This is a genomic window from Sphingomonas sp. SRS2, assembly GCF_000971055.1.
GTDB lineage: Bacteria > Pseudomonadota > Alphaproteobacteria > Sphingomonadales > Sphingomonadaceae > Rhizorhabdus.
The window spans coordinates 26,237-46,847 of record NZ_LARW01000090.1; the positions used below are offsets into that span (position 1 = coordinate 26,237).

The window sequence follows — 20,611 nt, forward strand, 5'->3', positions numbered from 1 at the left end:
AATGTCATGATGCTCGCTTAATCGCGTCCCACTCCAATTAAGAAAAAGGTGAACCGCATGGTGAAGGCAAGTAACGCGCTCGACCGGGTTCTCGTTCTCGAGATGGTCCGCGTCACCGAGGCTGCGGCGATCGCCGCGTCGAAGCTGGTCGGACGCGGTGACGAAAAGGCTGCCGATCATGCGGCGGTCGAAGCGATGCGCGCGGCCTTCAACGAACTCGAGTTCGACGGCACCGTGGTGATCGGCGAGGGCGAACGGGACGAAGCCCCGATGCTCTATATCGGCGAGAAGGTCGGTTGCGGTCAGGGCACTGGCCCAAAGATCGATATCGCGCTCGACCCGCTCGAAGGCACGACGATCACCGCCAAGGCTGGCCCCAACGCACTTGCCGTGCTGGCGATCGCCGAGGAGGGCGGCCTGCTTAACGCGCCCGACGTCTATATGGACAAGCTGGCCATCGGCCCGGGCTATGAGACGGGCCTTGTCGGCCTCGATCGCACGCCGACCGAGAATGTGAAGGCGCTGGCCAAGGCCAAGGGCGTGCAGCCGGACGAGATCATCGCCTGCGTGCTCGACCGTCCCCGCCACGAGAAACTGATCGCCGAGCTGCGCAGCCTGGGCTGTGGAATCGTTCTGATCCCCGATGGCGACGTCGCCGGCGTGATCGCGGTGACCAACCCCGATACGACGATCGATATCTACATGGGTTCGGGCGGTGCGCCCGAAGGCGTGCTCGCGGCGGCGGCGCTTAAATGCGTCGGTGGCCAGTTCCAGGGCCGCCTGCTTTTCCGCAACGATGACGAGAAGGCTCGTGCCCGCAAATGGGGCGTAACCGATCTCGACCGGATCTATCAGCTCGACGACCTGGTGAAGGGCGATGCCATCTTCGCAGCGACCGGGGTGACCGACGGTTCGCTGCTCGAAGGCGTCAAGCGCCGCAAGGGCGGCTGCATGACCACCGAGAGCGTGGTGATGCGCGCTTCCAGCGGAACGGTCCGCTGGGTCAAGGGCGAACACTTCAAGCAGAATTGAGCTGCCACATCGCCCCGGCGGAAGCCGGGGCCGCCAGAGGCTTATCCACCACTTATCCGCTAGCGACCCGGCCTCCGCCGGGGCGACGTTGCGGATGGGAGGACTAGCTTCTAAGCACCTTTCATGCGCTCTCCCGTTCTGAACATCACCCGCTCGATCCTTGGTCAGCCCTGGCATTGGCGGGGCGGGGCGGGCGACGGGATCGACGCCAATTTCGAGCCCGACGATCTCGTCGCGCAGCTGCTGCTTGCGCGCGGCTGTCCGCGCGACGCAATCGAGGAGCATCGCAGCCCCACGATCCGCAACTTCATGCCCGATCCGTCGATCTTCCGGGACATGGACGCCGCCGCCGAACGGCTGGCCGACGCGGTCGCCAGAGGGGAAGCGATCACTATCTTCGGCGATTATGACGTCGATGGCGCGACATCGGCGGCGCTGCTGATCCGGCTGTTGCGCGATCTCGGTCTGTCCCCGGCTGCTTATATCCCGGACCGGTTGATGGAGGGCTATGGGCCCTCGGGTGAGGCACTGCTCAAGATCGGGGAAAGCGGCACCAAGCTGATCGTCACCGTCGATTGCGGCGCACAGGCGTTCGAGGCGCTGGCGCTGGCGCAGGACGCGGGGATCGAGGTGATCGTCGTCGATCACCACAAATGCGCGGCGGCGCTGCCGCGCACCTTCGCGCTGGTCAATCCCAATCGGCTCGATGAGGGCGAGGGCGCGGTGCATGGCCATCTCGCTGCAGTCGGCGTCGCTTTCCTGCTGGGTGCGGCGCTGCTGCGCCTGTTGCGGGCGCGTGGCTGGTTCGCGACCCGGGCCGAGCCGAAGCTGATGGACCTGCTCGATATCGTCGCGCTGGGTACCGTAGCCGATGTCGCGGCGCTACGCGGCCTCAACCGTGCCTTCGTGGCGCAGGGGCTGAAGATCATGGCAGGCCGCCGCAACATCGGCATCGCCGCGCTGATCGAGGCATCGCGGCTCGATCGCGCGCCAACCTGCACCGATCTCGGCTTCGCGCTGGGCCCACGGATCAATGCGGGCGGGCGGGTCGGCAAGTCGGACCTCGGCGTGCGCCTGCTCACCACGACGGACCCCGAGGAAGCGCGCGAGATCGCCATCGAGCTCGACCGCCTCAACGAGGAGCGCCGCGCGATCGAGAAGGTCGTGCAGGACGAAGCGGAGATCGCCGCGCTCACCCAGGGCAACCGCGCTGTCGCGGTCGTCGCCGGCGGCGGCTGGCATCCCGGCGTGATCGGTATCGTCGCGGGCCGTCTCAAGGAGAAGCTCGGTCGTCCCGCGATCGTCATCGCGCTCGACACCGGCGGGATCGGCAAGGGATCGGGCCGATCGATCGGCGGGGTAGATCTTGGCGCGGCGGTGCTCGCCGCCAAGGATATGGGCCTGCTCGTCGCGGGAGGCGGCCATGCCATGGCCGCAGGGCTCACCGTCGGTCCGGGCGGGATCGATGCGCTTGCCGACTATCTCGACAGCCGGCTCGCGAGCGACGTCGCCACGGCGCGCGACGATCGCGCATTGCTGCTGGATGCCGTTGTCGCGCCCGGCGGGGTCACACCCTCGCTGGTCGAGGCGTTGGAAGCTGGTGGCCCCTATGGGGCTGGCTGGCCCGCTCCGCGGATCGCGGCGGGCGCGGTGCGGGTCATCAAGGCCGATGTGGTGGGGCAGGGGCATGTTCGCACGATCGTTGCGGGCCGTGACGGCCGATCGATCAAGTCGATCGCGTTCCGCGCCGCGGATAACCCACTCGGGCAGGCGCTGCTGGGCGCGGGCCCCGATCGAACCCTGTGGATCGCCGGCCGCCCGAAGATCGACGACTGGGGCAGCCGCCCCGCTGCAGAGCTTCATATCGAGGATGCCGCCTGGGCGGATTGACACGGGGTCAGATAACGGCGGTCACCAGACCCAGCTCCACCGCCTCATCGGCCTCGATATACCAGTTGGATGGCGCTTTCCGCAGAACCTCTTCCATCGTCACCCGACTACCCCGGACGAGATTTTCGAACCCTTCGTTCTGGATGGCGATAGAGCTTTCGATCTCGTGCAGCGTGGCCTTCACGCTGGCGATACACGACGTCAGCGGCCCTTCTATGTTCAGTTCCTTGGATAGCTTGCGCTCATGCACCATCAGCCGGGTGCCGCGGGTAAGGTAGCGGTTCTCGATTGCGAAGAAGCTCATGAACGTCGTCCCCGCCGAATAGATCGCGGCCTTGCCCAGAAAAATAAGCCGGCGGGAGGGAATGAGATCACTGTGAAAGCGGATATCCTCCCCCATCATCCGCGCCACTTCGGGATCACCGCCGAGCGTCGACAGTTCGACGTGGATACGCCCATCGTCGGGCGTGTCGGCCAGCGCCAGTTCAAGCTTCTCCCGGAAATCCCGATACATCTCGTAATCGACCGGGCCGGAAAGCAATATGGCGGGCTTCGCGAAATCTGGCGCGGCAAGGGGGGCTGCTGTGGACATGGATATTCCCGTCTAACCTGCCCGTCGAGCGGTCGCGAGAAGACGCAGTGGCCCGCGAGTTGTTCCATAGGTGAGGGAAAGACGCCGAACCGGTGCCTCGCACCTGATTTTGTTGGTGACCCCAACGGGACTCGAACCCGTGTTTTCGCCGTGAAAGGGCGACGTCCTAGACCGCTAGACGATGGGGCCGTGTAGCATCGAGCGCGCCGATTAGGGCAGCAGCCGCAACCGGTCAAGGCAGCTTTTCGGATATTTCCGCCGCTATGGCCGGTGATCTGTCTGGATCGCGGCCCTGGCCGGATAGTCGTCGGGCATGACGGTGCTCACTGTTGGGCGATCCTCCGCCGCTTCCTGGGGCTGGCCGCGCTAGGTGCGGGCCGGCATGGAACCTCCAGGCCGTCATGAGGTTCTCTCTTCGGTTCCGGGACGAAGATATCTGATGAAGTTCGATTTTTTCTGCCAGCGAGTGTCTGGGCACAATTCGTCGCTGGGTCGACGCCTTATGATGATTGAAGCTCTGGCCGTCGAAACGATCGCACCGATGGCCTTAAAGCCGGCGGTGCTGGCATGACCGCACATCAGCGACATCGTCCGCCTGAGGATATGGCGCTGCTGGCGCTGCTCGCACAGCTGAAATCTCGCGGATATCACTTTGTAACGCCTACTCCAGCCAGCCACGCGCGGGTTGTCGCGCGAGTGGATCGGCGCGTTGCGCGTTCGTTGCGCGACATATTGGGATGGAGCCTGCCCTTTGAGCCCTCGCTGCCTGATCCTGCAATCCTGGCCACGCTCGACGGGGCGGGAGCGATCGAAAGTGTCGGTGGCGGATTGCTGCACAGCCGGGTGCGAGTTTCTTCCCTGCAGAATGAGCTGTTCCTGCATTCGGCCTATCCCACCGATGCGAGGGATGCAGTATTTTTTGGTCCCGACAGCTATCGTTTTGCCGATTTGATATGCGCCGAATTGGGCCGTAGACCTCCAAATCACGGCGCACACATCGTCGATATTGGAACGGGCGCCGGGGTTGGCATGGTCGCAGCCGCCCGTATTTGTCCCGGCGCCAGCCTGACGATGACGGATATCAACCCCAAGGCCTTGCGCCTGGCTGAGCTCAATTTGGCTTCGGCAGGCCTTCGCGCACGGGCCGTGCTGAGTGGCGATCTTACCTGCATCACCGATCCGATCGACATCGCGCTCGTCAATCCGCCCTATATTTTCGATGCGGCCGGCCGCGACTATCGCGATGGTGGCGGCATGCATGGCGGATCGGTGGCATTGGACATGGCGCGGGGTGCGGTGAACCGGCTCGCGCCGGGCGGCCGGCTGATCCTCTATACGGGAAGCGCTATCGTCGACGGCGAGGATCGGCTTGGCCGGGCGCTCGCAGATTTGGCCAGTGAGACGGGCTGCGCGCTGCGCTACCGGGAAATTGATCCCGACATCTTCGGCGAGGAACTAGATCAGCCGGCCTATGCCGACGTGGAGCGGATCGCTGTAATATCCGCCATATTCGACCGATAGGCTGACGCAGCCCTTTTGTCCCCCGCGCTGCTGTGCCATTTCTGAACCGAGATGGAGCGCGACTCATGAATTTTCCGGCCGATTATGAAGTTCCTCGCGTCTGGCAATGGACTCGGGAAAATGGCGGGGAGTTCGCGCATATCAACCGGCCGATCGCTGGGCCGACGCATGACCGGGAGTTGCCTGTTGGCCAGCATCCGCTGCAGCTCTATTCGCTCGGCACCCCGAACGGGGTGAAGGTTACGCTGATGCTGGAGGAACTGCTGGCGGCTGGCCATGAGGGCGCGGAATATGATGCCTGGCTAATCGATATTCGCGCCGGGGATCAGTTCGGCAGCGGCTTTGTCGGGGTAAATCCCAATTCGAAGATCCCCGCGCTGATGGACCACAGCACGGCTACGCCAACGCGCGTGTTCGAATCGGGCGCGATCCTGCTCTATCTCGCGGAAAAATTCGGGGCCTTCCTACCGCGTGACCACGCCGGGCGTACCGAATGCCTCTCCTGGTTGTTCTGGCAGATGGGCAGCGCACCCTTTCTGGGTGGTGGTTTCGGGCATTTTTACGCCTATGCGCCGATGAAGATCGAATATTGCATCGATCGCTTCACGATGGAGGTTAAGCGTCAGCTCGACGTGCTCGACCGCCATCTCGCCAAGCGGGATTATATGGCCGGCGACGAATATTCGATCGCCGATATCGCGATATGGCCCTGGTATGGAAATGTGATCGCAGGAGAAGCTTATGGCGCGGGCGAGTTCCTCGACGTCGCCAGCTATACCCACGTCGCGCGCTGGCAGAAGCAGATCGCCGCGCGCCCTGCCGTCCAGCGCGGAAGGCGCGTGAATCGCATCACCGGTCCCGAGGACGAGCAGGTTCGTGAGCGTCACCAGGCGAGCGACATCGCCTAGCCGATTTATCGACAGGACAAAAAACCGCGATGACGCAATATGGTGACAATCGCCTCCCGGTGATCCCGTGACGCCAATATCACCGAACTGCGTCTCGGCAGCGATGTGGTTGGCGTGTCGCCTGATATCGGCGGCGCTCGTCGCAACGCCGGCGACGGTCTCTTATTGCCCGGTCGAGCGGCGCGCTATCTATGGCGGGGTGTGCGCCAGCTTCTAATATTCGGCATAGGGATCGGCGTCGCTTTTCGGCAGATCGATGATGAAGGTCGTGCCCTCGCCGGGCGCGCTCTCGCAATCGATCTTGCCGTTGTGGCGCGCGACGACGGTGCGGACCAGCGCGAGGCCGAGGCCGATCCCCTCGCGCGGTCCCTGCTGGAAACGTTCGAACAGTTTGGCACGCTGCTCGTCGCTCATGCCGATGCCCTGATCGGCGATGGTCAGGCGGACGCTTCCGTCGATTTCGGCGAGAGTGCAGCGGATCACGCCAGCGTCGCTATATTTGATCGCGTTGCCGATCAGGTTGATCACGGCGCGGGTGAGCAGCTGGCGGTCGCCATCGACCATGTGGGGATCATCGATCCCGCCCACATCAACACGAATACCGCGCGCCTTCGCCTCCGGCCACAGCGCGTCGGCCGCGTCGATCGCGACATCGTTCAGGTCGATTGGTTCGGGTTCTAGCGGCTTGGCCTCCGCACGGGCGAGCTGGACGAAGTCCTCGGCCAGTTCGAGGGTACGGTTCGCCAGACTCTCGATCCGGGCCGAGATTGGCTTGGGAACGAGCGCCTCCGGCCCGCGCAGCAGCGTCAGGATAGCCGATTGCGGCGCGCGCATGTCATGGCTGAGCAGTTGGAGAGCTTCTTCGCGATGGCGTTCGGCCTGCTTCAGCGGGCTGATATCGACGATGCGCATGATCCATCCAACCTGCGCGTCGCTGGCGTCGCGCTGCGCGACATAGCGGACCTCGAAACTGCCGCCATCTTCGGTTGCTGCCTCTGCGCCGCCCTGATCGGAGGTCTTGTCGACGAAGGGGGAAAGGACGCCATTATCGGTGACGCGGAAGCGCGCCAGCAGGTCGCGCAGATCCGATCCGGTCGTCATAGGCGCGGCGAGCCGCGCCGCCAGCCGTCGCCCCTCGGCGTTGGTGAGCGCGATCCGCCCGTCGAGATCCGTTACGTAAAGCGCATCAGGCAGGCGGCCGATCGCGTCCGACAGGAAACGGCGAAGATCGCGCAGCCGATCGATCGCCTGGCCGAGCAGGTTGGCCTGCAATGTGATCTCCTGGCCGCTGTCGGCGCGACGTTGGCGAGGAAAGGCATCGCCTTCGCTCTGCAACAGACGGAGTTCGTCGGTCATGTAGCTGCTGATCGCCTGCAACCGCCGCCAGCCCCAGAGCGGATAGACGAACAGCATGCCGATCAGCGCACCGGCGGGAGGCAACCAGACATGCGCGAAGCGGATGAGCCCGAAACTCGTCGCTAAGATGAGGAAGGCCAGTGCGAGCGCCAGATTCGCGGTGCCACGCGGGCTGAGCCGCAGGAAGCCGATCAGCAGCAGCCATAGCGGGGCCAGCGCGCCGGCAAGCACCCAGCCCTCGGCAGCGGGCGTGATCGCGTCGCCGCGCAGCAGGGCATCGAGCAGGTTGGCCTGGATCTCCACTCCCGCCATCTGGCTGGTCGTACCCGATGTCGGGGTGGGATAGCTGTCGCCCATGCCGTCGGCGGTCGCGCCGATCAGGATATGGCGGTTCGCCAGCAATTCGGGCGGAATATGCCCTTCGACCAGATCGATGAAGGAGAAGGTGCGGATGTTGCCCGCCGCGCCGCCATAGGGGATCAACACGGGCCTCGCCTGCCACAGGCCCTGCCGCGCGGCCTGCGAGCCGTCGGCTACCTTCAGGCCAGCCATCAGCGCGCCGAGCTGGAGCCACGCCTGTCCATCGCCGCCTTCTTCGAGATAGGCCTTTCTGATCACCCGGTCGCCGTCGAAGTGGAGATTGACCTGCGCGATGCCGGCGGCCGCCGTCGCCAGCGGTCCTGCGGGCAGGGCGATGGCATAGGCAGCACCGTTGGGGCCAGGCACATCGATCACTTGCGGCAGATAGGTCGGGCTGCGGCGGACGGCGGCGGCGAGTATCGCGTCGTCGTCGGTCGGCTCGACGAACAGCACATCATAGCCGACCGCGCGGGGCCGGGCCTCCGCGAGCCGATCAAGCGCCTCGGCATGGACGCGCCGCGGCCACGGCCAGCGGCCGATCGCCTGCAGGCTGCGATTGTCGATCGCGATGATGACGATGTCGTCGGGCGGCGGGCGTTGCGACGCGGTCAGCGCCCGATCATAGACGATATGATCGAGCCGTTCGGTCAACCGGCCGAGCACCAGCGCCGTGACCAGCAAGGTCGCGACGAGCGCGACCGCCAGCCATTCAGCGTAGAGTCGGGTAGGGACCGAAGGTCGCGGACTGGCTTCGGCCATCGCCGGTCATGCTAATCTGAATAGGCCGTGGCGCGGCAGGGATTTCGTCTGGCCCGAGTTCCGCGACGCGCGTTTCGAAGGCATAGGTTGCGGGCAGCCCCTCCATGCCCGATGGCGCGATTGCGGTCAGCCGGACGAAGAAGGGGACGCTGCCGAGCCCGCTGAAGCTGGCGGAGTCGGTTTCGGTCACGGCTTCCTTGAATATCTGCTGGAACTCAAGATCGGTCGCGAGCTGGACGCGGTAGCTTTTCGCTCCCTCGACGGGCTTGACGGAGACGCGCACGCCATTCTCCCCCTCGCGCCCTATCGTCAGCAATCGCGGCGGCGGCAACAGCGCCACCGGCGGTTCGGAGCCGCTGGGCGTGCTGATGATGCCGAACGCCTTGGGCACGGCGGTTTCCGTCTTGTCTGAGGCGGCCTGTACACCCACCGTGCCGCCCACCACTTCGGTGAGCGCGCGTCCACCGGACTCGTCCACCGCCACGCGGAAGTCGGTGCCGCGCACCGCCGATACCGACAGCGGCGTCGTAACCTGGAAGCTACTGCCTGGATCCCGGAACGGCTTGACGCTCGACTGCGAGCGGCCCGCTTCGAGCCGGAACCGGCGCTGAAGCCCGCCGGTCAGGAGGATCTTGCGCAGTCGCTGCACATGGATGCGGCTTTGCGAGGGAAGGGAGATGGTGCTGCCATCCGGCAACTTGACGGTAACGAAGGCGTCGGCGCCGGTTTCGACCTTCATGCCCTGCCGCACCATCATGCCAACGGCGGCGGGCTGACCGTCCACCGTCACGGCGCCGCGAAAAGAAGAGATCACGCCATCGACGAGTTCGATCCGCAGTAATTCCGCGGGGATCATCAGCGTCGCGCCGATCGGCAAGCGGTACGGATCCTTGACCTGATTCAGTTGCTGAACCGCCTGATAATCTTCCTTCCTGGTCAGATATTTAGTGCTCAGCGCGATCAGCGTGTCGCCCGGCCGCACCTGGTAGGCGACGGGCGCTTCAACGCGTTGCGCTTCGGCCATGCCGCCCAGCAGGATAGCCAGTGCGGCGCCGAGCACCAGCAGGAAAGAGAGACGGTTCATAACAGGTCAGCTGTCTTCGGTTTCAGGCTCAAGCGCCTCGAGCCGATAGCCGTAGCTATAGACGGGGACGAGGCGGAAGCCGCGTTCGGGGCGCAGGCCGAGCTTGGCGCGGATCCGCGAGATATGGGCGTCGAGGGTCCGCGTGGGCAGGTCTGGGTTCCGGCCCCACACCATCTCCAGAAGGTAGGAGCGCGACAGCGGACGATGCAGATTGCGGAAGAGGGTGGCGGCGAGCTCGAACTCCTTCGCCGTCAGCGTGACCGTCTCCTCCTCGACCGTCACTGTCTGGCGCGCAGGGTGCAAGGTGTAGGGGCCGTAGCTCTCGTTTGCGGTGGTCGTCTCACGCGGGCCGGTGCGTCGGTGAATCGCATTGATGCGGGCCAGCAGCACCGCGGGCTGGACCGGCTTGATGATATAATCGTCGGCCCCGGCGGAAAGGCCTTTGACGATGTCCTCATCGCTGTTGCGGTTGGTGAGCAGCAGCGAGGGGACGGGCTTGTCCATATTCTCGTGCATCCAGGCGATGATCTCGGGCCCGCTCTTGTCGGGCATGTTCCAGTCGAGGATCACGAGATCGAAGGTGTCCTGCCGCAGCCGCGATGACAGCGAGCGGGCGTTGTGGAACTCGTAGCAATAGTGCCCCGCTTCAATCAGCGTCTGGCTGACAAAGGCCAACGCGGCGGCTTCGTCGTCGAGGACGGCGATACGCATGCTATCGGCCGTCGGATTTGCCGGAGTTTCGGGTCGAGCCATGAAAGGGACAATGCCCGCCATGGTCGCCGAAGCCAAGAGCACGCAGGGATGCTCGGTTCATAATCATACTCCATCCGGTCCGATATGGAGATTGCATTAACCAATGAGGGCCGTTCCCGGATGTCATGAAATGCAAAGTTGCAATTGTTTACAACGACTTTGGCCGGTCCTTGCTTATGGTTAAGGCGGCGATGCTGGCATGTGCGAGGATCGGGGGTGCCGGGTGTGGAGATTGCTCCTCTCTATCCGGCGGGTCTGTCTGCCCTGACAGGCCAACGGTCGACGCGCGGTCGGCATCGCCACCCTTTTTCCAGTAGCTTTGCGTTCTGTTTCTCTACCGTGATTCGCGCTCAGATCAGCTGGGCGATCCCGTGGAGGCCGATACCGATAAGCCCACCGACCAATGTGCCGTTCACCCGGATATATTGCAGATCGCGCCCCACCGCATTTTCGAGTTGCAGCGTGACGGTGCGTGCATCCCAGCTGCGGATCGTTTCGGACACCAGCCTGACGATCCCATCGCCATAATCGGCGACAAGACCGGCGGTCAGCCGCCGGGCGAAACGGTTGATCGTCCGCCTGAGACCGGCGTCGTTCTGCAATGTCCCGCCGAGCTGCCGGAAAGCCTCGCCAACCTGTCCCCCCAAGGCCGCATCGGGGTCGCGTGCGGCGTCGATCAGCCGTAACCGCGCGCTTTGCCACAGGGTGTCGAGCCAGGCCGCGACGGCAGGACTCTCAAGCAGATCGGCCTTGAGGCCGGCGACCTTGGCCCGGGTGTCGGGATCGTGCTGCAGCTTGTCGGCGAGTTGCTCCAGCCCTTCCTGTGCCTTGAGGCGTAGCGGATGCTCCGTATCGCTCGACATATCATCGAGCAATTTGTGCAGCCCTTCGACAATCGCGGTCGACAGTTTCTCGTCGAGACCGGTCCATTTCATGAATTTGCCGGTGCGCGATTGCACCATATCGTGGATCATGCCCTCATTGTGCAGCAATATCCGGCTCGCCCAGCCGATGATGCCGTCGAGCATCTCGGCATGACGGTTCTCGACGATCGCTGCGTCCAGCGTGCGGCCGAGCAGGGGGGATATGTCGAAACCGCGCAGCCGGGTGGCGAGCGCCCCCTTGATCATCGCGCCTAGCTTGTCGTCGCCGAGCGATTCCAGAATGGTGGCGAGCGCCCGGCCGATGCCTTCGCGGGTTCGTCCGCCCTGCGGCGGATTAGCGAGCAGCCGCCCGATCGCGCCTGCAACGTCGACCTGGTTCATCCGTCGCGCGACCACCGATGCTGTGAGGAAATTGACGCGCAGGAAAGCGGCGAGGCTGGTGCCGATACGGTCCTTGTTCCGCGGGATTATCGCCGTGTGCGGGATGGGCAGGCCGAGTGGATGACGGAACAGCGCCGTCACCGCGAACCAGTCGGCAAGTCCGCCGACCATTGCGGCTTCGGCGAAGGCGCGCAGATAGCCCCAGCCAGCTGCCGCCTCGGGCCCCTCATGTCGGCGGGCGAAGAGATAGAGACCGGCCATGATGACCAGCAGCCCGGAGGCGACAATCCGCATGCCGCGCACCCCGCCCTGGGCAGGGTTGAAGCGGTCGAGTCCGATTGCCTGGAAAAGGTTCATGTGAACAAAATGGCTGTTGGCGCAGAATGTTCAACCGAAACGAATTTTAAGCACGGTTTCGTCGCCCCGGACGGGGCGGGGCGACGATAATCACTCCGCGGGCTGCGGACGCGAGCCATCTATCTTATGCTCCTCGCTGTTGACGAGGAGACGGCCGAGCTTCGGTCCGATCCATTTCTCGAGATCGTCGGCCAGAGTGAAGCCCGCCGGCACGATGATCAGCGTAAGCAGGGTCGACATAGCGATGCCGCCGATCACGCAGACCGCCATCGGCGATCGCCAGCTGCTGTCGCCCGACAGGCCGATGGCGATAGGGATCATGCCCGCGATCATCGCGACCGAGGTCATCACGATCGGCTGCGCGCGCTTGTGCGCAGCCTCTAGGATCGCGGCGGTGCGATCTGCGCCGAGCCGCATCTCCTCGATCGCGAAATCGACCAGCAGGATCGAGTTCTTCGCGACAATGCCGAACAGCATCAGCAGGCCGATATAGACGGGCATCGAGATCGGCATGCCGCAGATCTTCAGGAACAATATCCCTCCCAGTGGGGCGAGCAGGAGCGAACCCATGTTCACGAAGGGCGGCAGCACGCGCTTGTAGAGCAGCACCAGCACCGCGAAGACCAGCAGAACGCCGGACACCACCGCAATGATGAAGCCGGAGATAAGGTCGCCTTCGAACTCCTGCTCGCCGAACTTCACCTCGCGCACGCCCGAGGGGAGGTTCTTCATCGTCTTGGTCGCGTAGATATATTTATAAGCCTCGCCGCTGATCGAGCCGGTGGTGAGATCGCCGCCGATGACAAGGCGCCGCACCTGGTTATAGCGGCGGATTTTCGAGGGCCCGGCGCCGAACTCGATATCGGCGACTACCTTGAGCGGGACTGTGCCGCCGAAGGTCGTCTGGACCGGCATGTTCTGGATCGTCGACAGGTCGCGGCGCGATTCCTCGCTCAGGGACACGCGGATCGGGATCTGGCGGTCAGACAGCGAGAACTTCGCCATATTCTGCTCGATATCGCCAAGCGTTGCGATGCGGATCGCCTGGCTGAGCGCGGCGGTCGTCACGCCGAGGTCCGCGGCGAGATCGAGCCGTGGCTTGATGATCAGTTCGGGGCGCTGGATGTCGCCGTCGATGCGCGGATCGCGGATCATCGGGCTCTTGCGCATTTCCGCGATCAGGTTGTTCGCGGTCTTCTGCAGCTTCACCGGATCGTCACCGGCAAGCATCACGGTCAGATCACGACCGAAACCGCCGGACTGCGACTGAAAATTGACCCGCGCATCGGGGATCTTGGCGAGTAGCGGCGCGGTCTCGCGCTCGAACTCGATGCTCGAGCGCTTGCGCTCCTTGGCGGGCTTCAACGTGATGTAGATTGTCGCGAAGCGCGTGTCGCCATTGTCGCCGATATCAGCAAAGGCCGCATCGACTTCCGGCTGCTCGCGCAGGATTTTGCTCGCCTGGTCGGCGACCCTTTGCGTGTCTTCCGTGAGACGTGCGCCCGGAGCCAGCTCGATCTTCACCGAACTATAGTCGAGGTCGAGTGCCGGCTGGAATTGCGATGGTGTGGTGGCGAACAGGACGACGGTCAGGGCAAGCGCGCCGCCGCCTCCGACCAGCAGCGTCTTCCAGCGATTGTTGAGCGACCATTTCAGCAGGTCGATATATTTATCCATGACCCTGCCGCCGCCATGCTCCTTCACGCCCTCTGCCTTGAGGAAATAGGCGGCGATCATGGGAGTGAGGAGACGCGCCACGGCGAGGCTCATCAGCACCGCGACGGCGACCGTGAGGCCGAACTGCTCGAAGAACTGACCGGGAATGCCGGGCATGAACGACACCGGCACGAACACGGCGACGATCGCCATCGTCGTGGCGACAACAGCGAGGCCGATTTCGTCGGCGGCGTCCATCGAAGCCTGATAGGCGGTCTTGCCCATGCGCATATGCCGGACGATATTCTCGATCTCGACGATCGCATCGTCCACGAGAATTCCCGCCACCAGGCTAAGCGCGAGCAGGCTGATCGTGTTCAGCGTGAAGCCCATCAGATCCATGAACCAGAAGGCGGGAATTGCCGACAGCGGGATCGCCAGCGCGGAGATCAGCGTGGCGCGCCAGTCGCGCAGGAACAGGAACACCACGATGACCGCAAGTACCGAACCCTCGATCATCGCATCGATCGCGGAGTGGTATTGCGCCTTGGTATACAGGACGCTGGTATACAGCTCCTTATACTCGATCTTCGGGTTCTCCTTGCGGAGATCGGCGAGGACCTTCTGCGTGGCGTCGTAGACCTTGACGTCCGAAGCGCCCTTCGCCTTCTGAATCGCGAAGGACAGCACCTGCCTGTCGTTCATCTTGCTGAGCGAACGCTGCTCGCCATAGGCGTCGCGCACCGTGGCGATATCGGCGAGTCGGACGGTGCGTCCGTCGCCGACCGATATCTGGGTCTGTCCCAGCGTATAAGCGGAGGAGGCGTTGCCGAGAACGCGCACCGACTGTTCCGAGCCGGCCACTTCGGCCCGCCCGCCCGCGGCGTTGAGGTTGACCGCGCGGAGGACGTTGTTGACCTCGCTCGCGGTGACACCCTGTGCCTGCATTCGCGCCGGATCCAGGATCACCCGGATCTCGCGGGTCACGCCACCGCCACGGAACACCGCAGCCATGCCTTCGACCGCCTGAAGCCGCTTGATCACCGTATTGTCGGTGAACCAGCTCAGTTCCTCCAGGGTCATGTCGACGCCCGTCACCGAATAATAGGCGATCGGGCCGCCCTCGACGTCCATGCGCTTGACCTGCGGTTCCAGGATGCCGTCAGGAAGCTCGGAACGGATCTTCGCGACGGCGTCGCGCACGTCGTTGACCGCGCGGTCCACCGGCGTGCCGAGCTGAAACTCGACGTTGGTGCCCGTCAGACCTTCGGTGACATAGGAGGTGATCGATTTCACGCTGCCGATCGACGCGACCGCCGCCTCGACCTTGCGGGTGATCTGCGTTTCCATCTCGGTCGGCGCTGCGCCGGGCTGGACGATCTCGACCTGCGCGCCCGGGAAGCTGATGTCGGGCATGTTGTTGATGTCCATGCGCGCGAAGCTGATCAGGCCAGCCAGCGTCAGCGCAATGAACAGCACGATCGGCGGAATCGGATTCTTGATCGCCCAGGCGGAGATGTTACGCATCGTTTAGTTCCGATCAGCGGCCAAGAGTGGCGGGGTCGGCCATTTGCGGCGTCACCTTGTCGCCCGGATTCAGGAACGCGCCGGCAGACAAGACAATCTTCTCGTTGCCTTGGAGCCCTGACAGGATGACCACGCCGGCGTCGGTCACGTCACCGGTCTTCACGTCGCGGCGCACCACCTTGCTATCGGGACCGACGGCATAGGCATAAGAGCCTTTCTCATCATGCAGTACCGCCGATTCCGGCAGCCTGGGGGCCGATACGCTGCCGCTGGTGATCGTCACCGCGGCGAAGCCGCCGGGGCGGAGCGCGGGATCGTAGCGCATCTGGACGCGGGCGGTGCCCTGGCGCGACTGCGGGTCGATAATCGGCGAAATCTGCCAGACGGTGCCCTGGAAGGCGCGCTTGCCGCCGATCGGCGTGACCTCGGCCTGATCTCCAACCTTGAGACGGGCGATATCCTGCTCGGCGAGGAGAGCGCGGATTTCGAGTTCGCCGCCCTTGGCGACGCGGAACAGGGCGCCGTTGCCGGGGCCGACCACCTGGCCGGGCTCGGCGGCGCGGGTCAGGACGAGTCCGGCGGCGGGCGAACGGATGTCGAGACGCCCGATCTGGGCGCGCGACTGGCCATATTGGGCGCGGGCCACCGCAACACGGGCGGTCGCGGCGTCGCGGGTCGCGGTCTTGCGATCGATGTCGGCCTTGGAGATGAAGCCGCGTGCGACCAACGCCTTGGCGCGATCGAGTTCGGACTGTGCGAGATCGGCATCGGCCTGTGCGACACGGATCGATGCGGCGAGCGAATTTGCTTCCTGCGCCTGGACCGAGCGTTCGATCACCGCGAGCGTCTGACCGGCAGCGACCCAATCGCCAGGTTCGACCAGCACGCGCTGGACCATGCCGCCTTCGCCTGCGATGCCGACCGGCATCTCGCGCTTGGCGAACAGCGTGCCCGTCGCGGAGACAGAGGCGGCAACGGTGGTGCGTCCGGGGACGATCACCGTGACGCCCGGCGCGGGTGGCGCGGGCGGCGCAGCCTTCTCGCCGCCGAAAATCATCATGCCGGCGATAACCGCAACGATGAGCAATGCGACAGCGCCGCCGATGATCACCCAGCGTCGGCGACGGGCCTGCGCATCATCATAGTCATAGACCGAATAATCGGTCTCGATGCCGGATTCGACGTTCATCCCCATAGCTTTCAAACTGCCGGCCCTGACGAGCCCTTTGATTAAGATCGAACTGTATTATATCAATATGTCACCTCGCTCAAGAGTGCGGCGCATAAATGCCGTTTCCGGGCGCGAGGGGATCATTTCGCAGCCGAAAGGCGTTAAGCCTCCATGCAGCGACGATCGCGTAGAACCCGTAGCACGTCGCGATCATTGCGGCAAAGCAGGAGCGGAACCGAAATGGGAGAGATCATGTCGAAACTTGGTGTTGCGGCGCCCCTGGCGCTGGCGCTGATGAGCCCCGCTGCGGCGCAGGAGCCGGCGAAGGCGTTCATGACCGGCACGCGGCTCGACGTGGTGGCGAGCGGCGAGGTCAACGCGGTTCCGGACGTCGCCACCGTGGGCGCCGGCGTCGTCAGTCAGGCCGAGACGGCGGCGGCGGCGATGAGCGATAACGCCCGGCGGACCGCGGCAACGGTGGCAACAATCCGGAAGGCCGGGGTTGCCGACCGCGACATCCAGACCACGTCGATCAGCCTGAGCCCGCAATATCGCTACGCGGAGAATAAGCCCCCGGTGATTATCGGCTATCAGGCATCGAGCAGGGTGAGCGTGCGTTTTCGCGATATCAAGGCGGCGGGGCCGATCCTGGATTCGCTCGTTGCCGCGGGCGCCAACCAGATCGACGGACCAACCTTGTCGATCGACAAGCCCGAGCCGCTGCTCGATCAGGCGCGCAAGAAAGCGATCGTCGCCGCGCGCGAGCGGGCGGCGCTCTATGCCGGCGCAGCGGGTCTCAGGGTCAAGCGGATCGTCGCGATCAGCGAGGGAAGCTTCGAGAGCCCGATGCCCCGCCCGATGCCGATGATGAGCATGGCCCGCGTCAAGGAAGCCGCCGACAGCTCGATCGAGGCGGGCGAGCAGAAGCTCGCGATCAGCGTATCGGTGACGTTCGAGCTCGAATAAGCCCGTCGTTCCCGGATTTCAAAATGGCTCTCTCCCGCGCCGGCGCGGGAGAGAGCCATTTCGCTTTCCAGCCGCCTCGGCGCTGAATATCGCCGCGCGTGCGCATGCCGAGCAATCCCTCGGATTTGTGATGGCGATGCGGCCATCGCGTTCGTTTGACGACGTCCGACAGCGCGTTAGTCATCCCGGCCGGGCGGAGCGAACGGCCAGAGGCGGATTCGGGTGCGATGGTCATCGCCCGCGAGGTCGGTTCCATCGAGGGTCTGGCCGCGATAATAATGCTTTTGCCATTTCGCGGCCTGCGCATCGGCATCCTGCTCCCGCAGGCCGGTATTGAACTTGGCCCTGCTTTCGGACCAGGCGTTGAACTCGGCGTGGAGCTTCGCGTCGTCGGTGATCGGGCGGATCACGGGCTCGAAGCTTTCGAGCTCGCCGCGCTGGATCGGAAAGACATGGCAGATGGGCTCGCCGGCCTCGAACCGGACCTTTCCGGGACGGGTGAACATCCAGTTCATCGTGAAGGTGAAGGGCGCCCAATCCGTCTCGACCACCCCCGATAGCGGGCCGATGCCGTCCTTTGGCCGGTTGATCGGCCCCTGCGCCATCAGGTCGTAGCCGGGCTCAGTGCGGAACACCGCGGGAATGTGGAAAGTGAGGATGCCGTGGCCGAAATGGCTGAGTGCGGGGGCAGTGCTGTCCTTGTCTGGGGTTATGCTGATCGCGTCGATCTTGACGCTGCCATGCCAGCTGGCGGTGAAGCCGGATGGGCAGAGGATTTCCCAGCCATGGGCGTTTGCGATCGCCAGCGGCAGGCAGCGATAGGCGTAACGCTGGTTGGTCTCATCCATCCATTCGCGCTCGTGTGGAGCGGGCCGGATGTCGAGCGACCGGTTCGGCATGGTAAAGGCTGTGAGTTTGGCGCGCTTGGTCATCGACGGACGGTCTAGCTTCGGTCTACCCGCCCAACAACCATCCGCGTGGTATCTACCGGAATAACGGAATGACATGAAAAAGGCCGCCGGATCGCTCCGGCGGCCTTTTCACCCGATGGGTCGCGGATCAGCGCATCGCGCCGCGACGGACGAGGTTGACGATCGCGAGCAGGATAACCGCACCCAGGAAGGCGCTCAGCCAGCCATAGATGCCACCGCCACCCAGCGACGGTCCGAACAGTACGCCACCGATGAAGGATCCGATGATCCCGACGATGATGTTGAGAATGACGCCCTGTTGCGCGTCGGTACGCATCAAGATGCTCGCCAGCCAGCCGATGATGCCGCCCACGATAAGGAAAATGATCAGATTCATGCCGTCCTCCTGCACTCCGGGTGGCTCTCGTTGTGGCGAAAGCCGTCATGCGAATAGTACGTTCGAGGGCGGCGCTTGTTCCTTTTTCCGCGACGAGGAACGGATCGTTGCTGGTCCGAAACGGAAAAGGCCCGCTTCCTCGGGAAGCGGGCCCTGTTCATCCGGCATCGTGGCGCGTCAGTATTTCTGCTGGCGCTCGTACAGCGACTTATAATGTTGAATCCGGGTGACGCGCAGGCCGGGCATGCCCGACCGGTCGACCGCGCGTTGCCAGCCGGCGAACTCCTCGACGCTGAGCGAGTAACGCTCGCATACTTCGTCGACGGTCAGGAGACCGCCACTGACCGCCGCCACGACCTCGGCCTTGCGGCGGACCACCCAGCGGGTCGTACCGGGAGGCGGAAGCGAATCGACCGTGAGCGGTTCGCCCAACGGGCCGATGACCTGATGCGGACGGATCTTCTGATTCTCAAGCATGCGATACCTCAAACTTGGTCGGTCGACCTGAACTTGTTCCCCGAAGCTGTCCTAGCTGCACGGCTCTGAAGGAAGATTTGCGTGGAAGGGTAAATGTGCGGATCATCTTTATTACCGGGATCCGTCGTTGAAGCGTGCGGCGGCGGCGGCATGGAAGCTGCCATGGGCGCCATTCGCTGCCGCAGCCGTCTGCCCCGGAGCCGCCAGCAGGACCGCGACCGCCGGGTGGGCGGGGTCGAAGGGCTCGGTATGGCCCGCGCCACCACGGGCGAGTCGCGCGGTCGGCGTTTCGGCCTGATGCTGGGCAAGAAAGGCGCAGAGCGTGGTAAAGTCGAGAGGGGTTTCGACCTGCTCGGCTGCATCGATACGGAATTCGTCGATCTTGATCTTCATGGGGCTTGTCCGTTTTCCGTGTCAGCACAAGAAACGGCGCGGCCGGACAAATCTTTAGCCGACTTTCGTCTATTTTTGCGGGAACTTACGCTTGCTGCTATGGCCCGCGCGATGAACCCGGAATTTCAGCTTTCCAGCGCCGATGGCGTATCGCTCAAAGGCCGCCGCATCGTCGTCGCCATGTCCGGCGGGGTCGATAGTTCGGTCGTGGCCGCGCTTGCCGCGGCGAGCGGCGCGGAGACGATCGGAGTCACCCTTCAGCTCTATGATCATGGCGCGGCGGTCGGCCGCACCGGCAGCTGCTGTGCAGGGCAGGATATCCGCGATGCTCGCGCGGTCGCCGATCGCCTCGGGATCGCACATTATGTATTTGATTATGAAAGCCGTTTTCGGGATTCGGTGATCGCCGATTTCGCCGATGAATATGCGGCGGGCCGGACCCCGATCCCCTGCGTTCGCTGCAATCAGGGCGTCAAGTTCACCGATCTGTTCGGCATTGCCCGCGACCTGGGCGCGGATTGTCTCGCGACCGGCCATTATGTCCGCCGGGTGATCGGGCAGGGGAAGCGCGCCGAACTGCACCGCGCTGTCGATCCCGCGCGCGACCAGAGCTATTTCCTGTTCGCGACCACCCAGGCCCAGCTCGATTATCTGCGCTTTCCGCTCGGCGGCATGCCCAAGCCCCGCGTTCGAGAGATCGCCGCCGAACTCGGCCTCGGCGTCGCCGCCAAGCCCGACAGCCAGGACATCTGCTTCGTGCCCGATGGCGATTATGCGAGCATCGTCAGGAAGCTGCGTCCCGAGGCTGCCGACGAGGGTGACATCGTCGATCTCCAGGGCCGGGTCCTCGGACGTCACAAGGGATTGATCCACTTCACCGTCGGCCAGCGTCGGGGGATCGAGATCGGCGGCAGCCCCGAGCCGCTCTACGTCGTTCGGCTGGAGCCGGCGGCCAAGCGTCTGGTCGTTGGTCCGCGCCGTGCCCTGGCGGTGTCGGCGGCGATGCTCGAGGATATCAACTGGATCGGCGACGGCCATGAAGGCCCGATTACCGCCAAGGTTCGCTCACTCGCCAAGCCGGTACCGGCGCATTTCGACGACGGCGTGCTCCATTTCGATCAGCCCGAATATGGTGTCGCGCCGGGGCAGGCGGCTGTGCTTTACGCCGGCGACCGTGTTCTCGGCGGTGGCTGGATCAGCCAGACGGTGGCTGCGGAGTTGACCGAAGCGGCTTGA

The 20,611-nt window shown here is 64.3% G+C and carries 18 protein-coding genes and 1 tRNA gene; 7 read left to right on the forward strand and 12 right to left on the reverse strand.

Annotated features, from left to right (window positions below):
* Positions 1 to 57: 57 nt before the first annotated feature.
* Entirely contained in the window at positions 58 to 1,032 is a 975-nt protein-coding gene (gene glpX, locus WP12_RS11900; protein WP_046193936.1) for a class II fructose-bisphosphatase, read from the forward strand.
* 123 nt (positions 1,033 to 1,155) lie between these two features.
* Positions 1,156 to 2,922, forward strand: a complete 1,767-nt coding sequence (gene recJ / locus WP12_RS11905; protein WP_046193937.1) for a single-stranded-DNA-specific exonuclease RecJ — start codon at positions 1,156 to 1,158, stop codon at positions 2,920 to 2,922.
* A 7-nt stretch (positions 2,923 to 2,929) separates the two neighbouring features.
* Here recJ and WP12_RS11910 read toward each other — a convergent pair whose 3' ends face one another.
* On the reverse strand, positions 2,930 to 3,514 hold the full coding sequence (locus WP12_RS11910; RefSeq protein ID WP_046193938.1) for a ClpP family protease: 585 nt from the start codon (positions 3,512 to 3,514) through the stop codon (positions 2,930 to 2,932).
* A 113-nt stretch (positions 3,515 to 3,627) separates the two neighbouring features.
* Positions 3,628 to 3,703, reverse strand: a tRNA-Glu gene (locus WP12_RS11915).
* Between the two features lie 250 nt (positions 3,704 to 3,953).
* Between WP12_RS11915 and WP12_RS26225 the strand changes: the two genes are divergently transcribed.
* The 3 genes from WP12_RS26225 to yghU all read left to right on the forward strand — a co-directional run bounded on the left by WP12_RS26225 (position 3,954) and on the right by yghU (position 5,943).
* Positions 3,954 to 4,085 (forward strand): hypothetical protein, encoded by a 132-nt coding sequence (locus tag WP12_RS26225; RefSeq protein WP_268794731.1) that lies wholly within the window; start codon positions 3,954 to 3,956, stop codon positions 4,083 to 4,085.
* A complete protein-coding gene (locus WP12_RS11920; protein WP_046193939.1) occupies positions 4,082 to 5,035 on the forward strand; it encodes a methyltransferase in 954 nt (317 codons plus the stop codon). The genes WP12_RS26225 and WP12_RS11920 overlap by 4 nt, the downstream gene beginning before the upstream one ends.
* Before the next feature lie 65 nt (positions 5,036 to 5,100).
* Positions 5,101 to 5,943: a glutathione-dependent disulfide-bond oxidoreductase gene (gene yghU / locus WP12_RS11925; protein WP_046193940.1), complete on the forward strand. Its 843-nt coding sequence runs from the start codon at positions 5,101 to 5,103 to the stop codon at positions 5,941 to 5,943.
* A gap of 213 nt (positions 5,944 to 6,156) precedes the next feature.
* Here the strand turns inward: yghU and WP12_RS11930 are convergent, their stop codons facing one another.
* The 6 genes from WP12_RS11930 to WP12_RS11955 all read right to left on the reverse strand — a co-directional run bounded on the left by WP12_RS11930 (position 6,157) and on the right by WP12_RS11955 (position 16,249).
* Positions 6,157 to 8,418: a CHASE2 domain-containing protein gene (locus WP12_RS11930; RefSeq protein WP_046193941.1), complete on the reverse strand. Its 2,262-nt coding sequence runs from the start codon at positions 8,416 to 8,418 to the stop codon at positions 6,157 to 6,159.
* Positions 8,369 to 9,502 carry a FecR family protein gene (locus WP12_RS11935; protein ID WP_052730354.1) on the reverse strand — a complete coding sequence of 378 codons (1,134 nt, stop codon included), beginning with the start codon at positions 9,500 to 9,502 and terminating at the stop codon, positions 8,369 to 8,371. Before WP12_RS11935 ends, WP12_RS11930 begins: the two co-directional genes overlap by 50 nt.
* Positions 9,503 to 9,508: 6 nt before the next feature.
* Complete coding sequence (locus WP12_RS11940) at positions 9,509 to 10,213, reverse strand: response regulator transcription factor (RefSeq protein WP_046194013.1); 705 nt, start codon at positions 10,211 to 10,213, stop codon at positions 9,509 to 9,511.
* Between the two features lie 392 nt (positions 10,214 to 10,605).
* A complete protein-coding gene (locus tag WP12_RS11945; RefSeq protein ID WP_084691119.1) occupies positions 10,606 to 11,877 on the reverse strand; it encodes a DUF445 domain-containing protein in 1,272 nt (423 codons plus the stop codon).
* A 90-nt stretch (positions 11,878 to 11,967) separates the two neighbouring features.
* Entirely contained in the window at positions 11,968 to 15,060 is a 3,093-nt protein-coding gene (locus WP12_RS11950) for an efflux RND transporter permease subunit (protein ID WP_046193942.1), read from the reverse strand.
* 13 nt (positions 15,061 to 15,073) lie between these two features.
* Positions 15,074 to 16,249, reverse strand: a complete 1,176-nt coding sequence (locus tag WP12_RS11955; RefSeq protein WP_046194015.1) for an efflux RND transporter periplasmic adaptor subunit — start codon at positions 16,247 to 16,249, stop codon at positions 15,074 to 15,076.
* Positions 16,250 to 16,483: 234 nt separating this feature from the next.
* Here WP12_RS11955 and WP12_RS11960 point away from each other — a divergent pair, with 234 nt between their 5' ends.
* Positions 16,484 to 17,197: an SIMPL domain-containing protein gene (locus tag WP12_RS11960; RefSeq protein WP_443027867.1), complete on the forward strand. Its 714-nt coding sequence runs from the start codon at positions 16,484 to 16,486 to the stop codon at positions 17,195 to 17,197.
* Positions 17,198 to 17,373: 176 nt separating this feature from the next.
* On the opposite strand, the gene WP12_RS11965 is transcribed toward WP12_RS11960, so the two are convergent.
* From WP12_RS11965 to WP12_RS11980, 4 genes are all read right to left on the reverse strand, one after another.
* Entirely contained in the window at positions 17,374 to 18,129 is a 756-nt protein-coding gene (locus WP12_RS11965; RefSeq protein WP_046193944.1) for a DUF6065 family protein, read from the reverse strand.
* A 127-nt stretch (positions 18,130 to 18,256) separates the two neighbouring features.
* Entirely contained in the window at positions 18,257 to 18,505 is a 249-nt protein-coding gene (locus tag WP12_RS11970) for a GlsB/YeaQ/YmgE family stress response membrane protein (RefSeq protein ID WP_046194016.1), read from the reverse strand.
* Between the two features lie 177 nt (positions 18,506 to 18,682).
* A complete protein-coding gene (gene sciP, locus WP12_RS11975) occupies positions 18,683 to 18,982 on the reverse strand; it encodes a CtrA inhibitor SciP (protein ID WP_046193945.1) in 300 nt (99 codons plus the stop codon).
* Positions 18,983 to 19,093: 111 nt separating this feature from the next.
* A complete protein-coding gene (locus tag WP12_RS11980; RefSeq protein WP_046193946.1) occupies positions 19,094 to 19,375 on the reverse strand; it encodes a hypothetical protein in 282 nt (93 codons plus the stop codon).
* A gap of 111 nt (positions 19,376 to 19,486) precedes the next feature.
* On the opposite strand from WP12_RS11980, the gene mnmA reads away from it, so the two are divergent.
* Complete coding sequence (mnmA, locus tag WP12_RS11985) at positions 19,487 to 20,611, forward strand: tRNA 2-thiouridine(34) synthase MnmA (protein WP_046194017.1); 1,125 nt, start codon at positions 19,487 to 19,489, stop codon at positions 20,609 to 20,611.

Bases quoted from the DNA above. Each gene is read 5' to 3' on its own strand.
- glpX (WP_046193936.1), top strand. From the start codon at position 58: ATGGTGAAGGCAAGTAACGCGCTCGACCGGGTTCTCGTTCTCGAGATG.
- recJ (WP_046193937.1), top strand. From the start codon at position 1,156: ATGCGCTCTCCCGTTCTGAACATCACCCGCTCGATCCTTGGTCAGCCC.
- WP12_RS11910 (WP_046193938.1), bottom strand. From the start codon at position 3,514: ATGTCCACAGCAGCCCCCCTTGCCGCGCCAGATTTCGCGAAGCCCGCC.
- WP12_RS26225 (WP_268794731.1), top strand. From the start codon at position 3,954: ATGAAGTTCGATTTTTTCTGCCAGCGAGTGTCTGGGCACAATTCGTCG.
- WP12_RS11920 (WP_046193939.1), top strand. From the start codon at position 4,082: ATGACCGCACATCAGCGACATCGTCCGCCTGAGGATATGGCGCTGCTG.
- yghU (WP_046193940.1), top strand. From the start codon at position 5,101: ATGAATTTTCCGGCCGATTATGAAGTTCCTCGCGTCTGGCAATGGACT.
- WP12_RS11930 (WP_046193941.1), bottom strand. From the start codon at position 8,418: ATGGCCGAAGCCAGTCCGCGACCTTCGGTCCCTACCCGACTCTACGCT.
- WP12_RS11935 (WP_052730354.1), bottom strand. From the start codon at position 9,502: ATGAACCGTCTCTCTTTCCTGCTGGTGCTCGGCGCCGCACTGGCTATC.
- WP12_RS11940 (WP_046194013.1), bottom strand. From the start codon at position 10,213: ATGCGTATCGCCGTCCTCGACGACGAAGCCGCCGCGTTGGCCTTTGTC.
- WP12_RS11945 (WP_084691119.1), bottom strand. From the start codon at position 11,877: ATGAACCTTTTCCAGGCAATCGGACTCGACCGCTTCAACCCTGCCCAG.
- WP12_RS11950 (WP_046193942.1), bottom strand. From the start codon at position 15,060: ATGCGTAACATCTCCGCCTGGGCGATCAAGAATCCGATTCCGCCGATC.
- WP12_RS11955 (WP_046194015.1), bottom strand. From the start codon at position 16,249: ATGAACGTCGAATCCGGCATCGAGACCGATTATTCGGTCTATGACTAT.
- WP12_RS11960 (WP_443027867.1), top strand. From the start codon at position 16,484: ATGTCGAAACTTGGTGTTGCGGCGCCCCTGGCGCTGGCGCTGATGAGC.
- WP12_RS11965 (WP_046193944.1), bottom strand. From the start codon at position 18,129: ATGACCAAGCGCGCCAAACTCACAGCCTTTACCATGCCGAACCGGTCG.
- WP12_RS11970 (WP_046194016.1), bottom strand. From the start codon at position 18,505: ATGAATCTGATCATTTTCCTTATCGTGGGCGGCATCATCGGCTGGCTG.
- sciP (WP_046193945.1), bottom strand. From the start codon at position 18,982: ATGCTTGAGAATCAGAAGATCCGTCCGCATCAGGTCATCGGCCCGTTG.
- WP12_RS11980 (WP_046193946.1), bottom strand. From the start codon at position 19,375: ATGAAGATCAAGATCGACGAATTCCGTATCGATGCAGCCGAGCAGGTC.
- mnmA (WP_046194017.1), top strand. From the start codon at position 19,487: ATGAACCCGGAATTTCAGCTTTCCAGCGCCGATGGCGTATCGCTCAAA.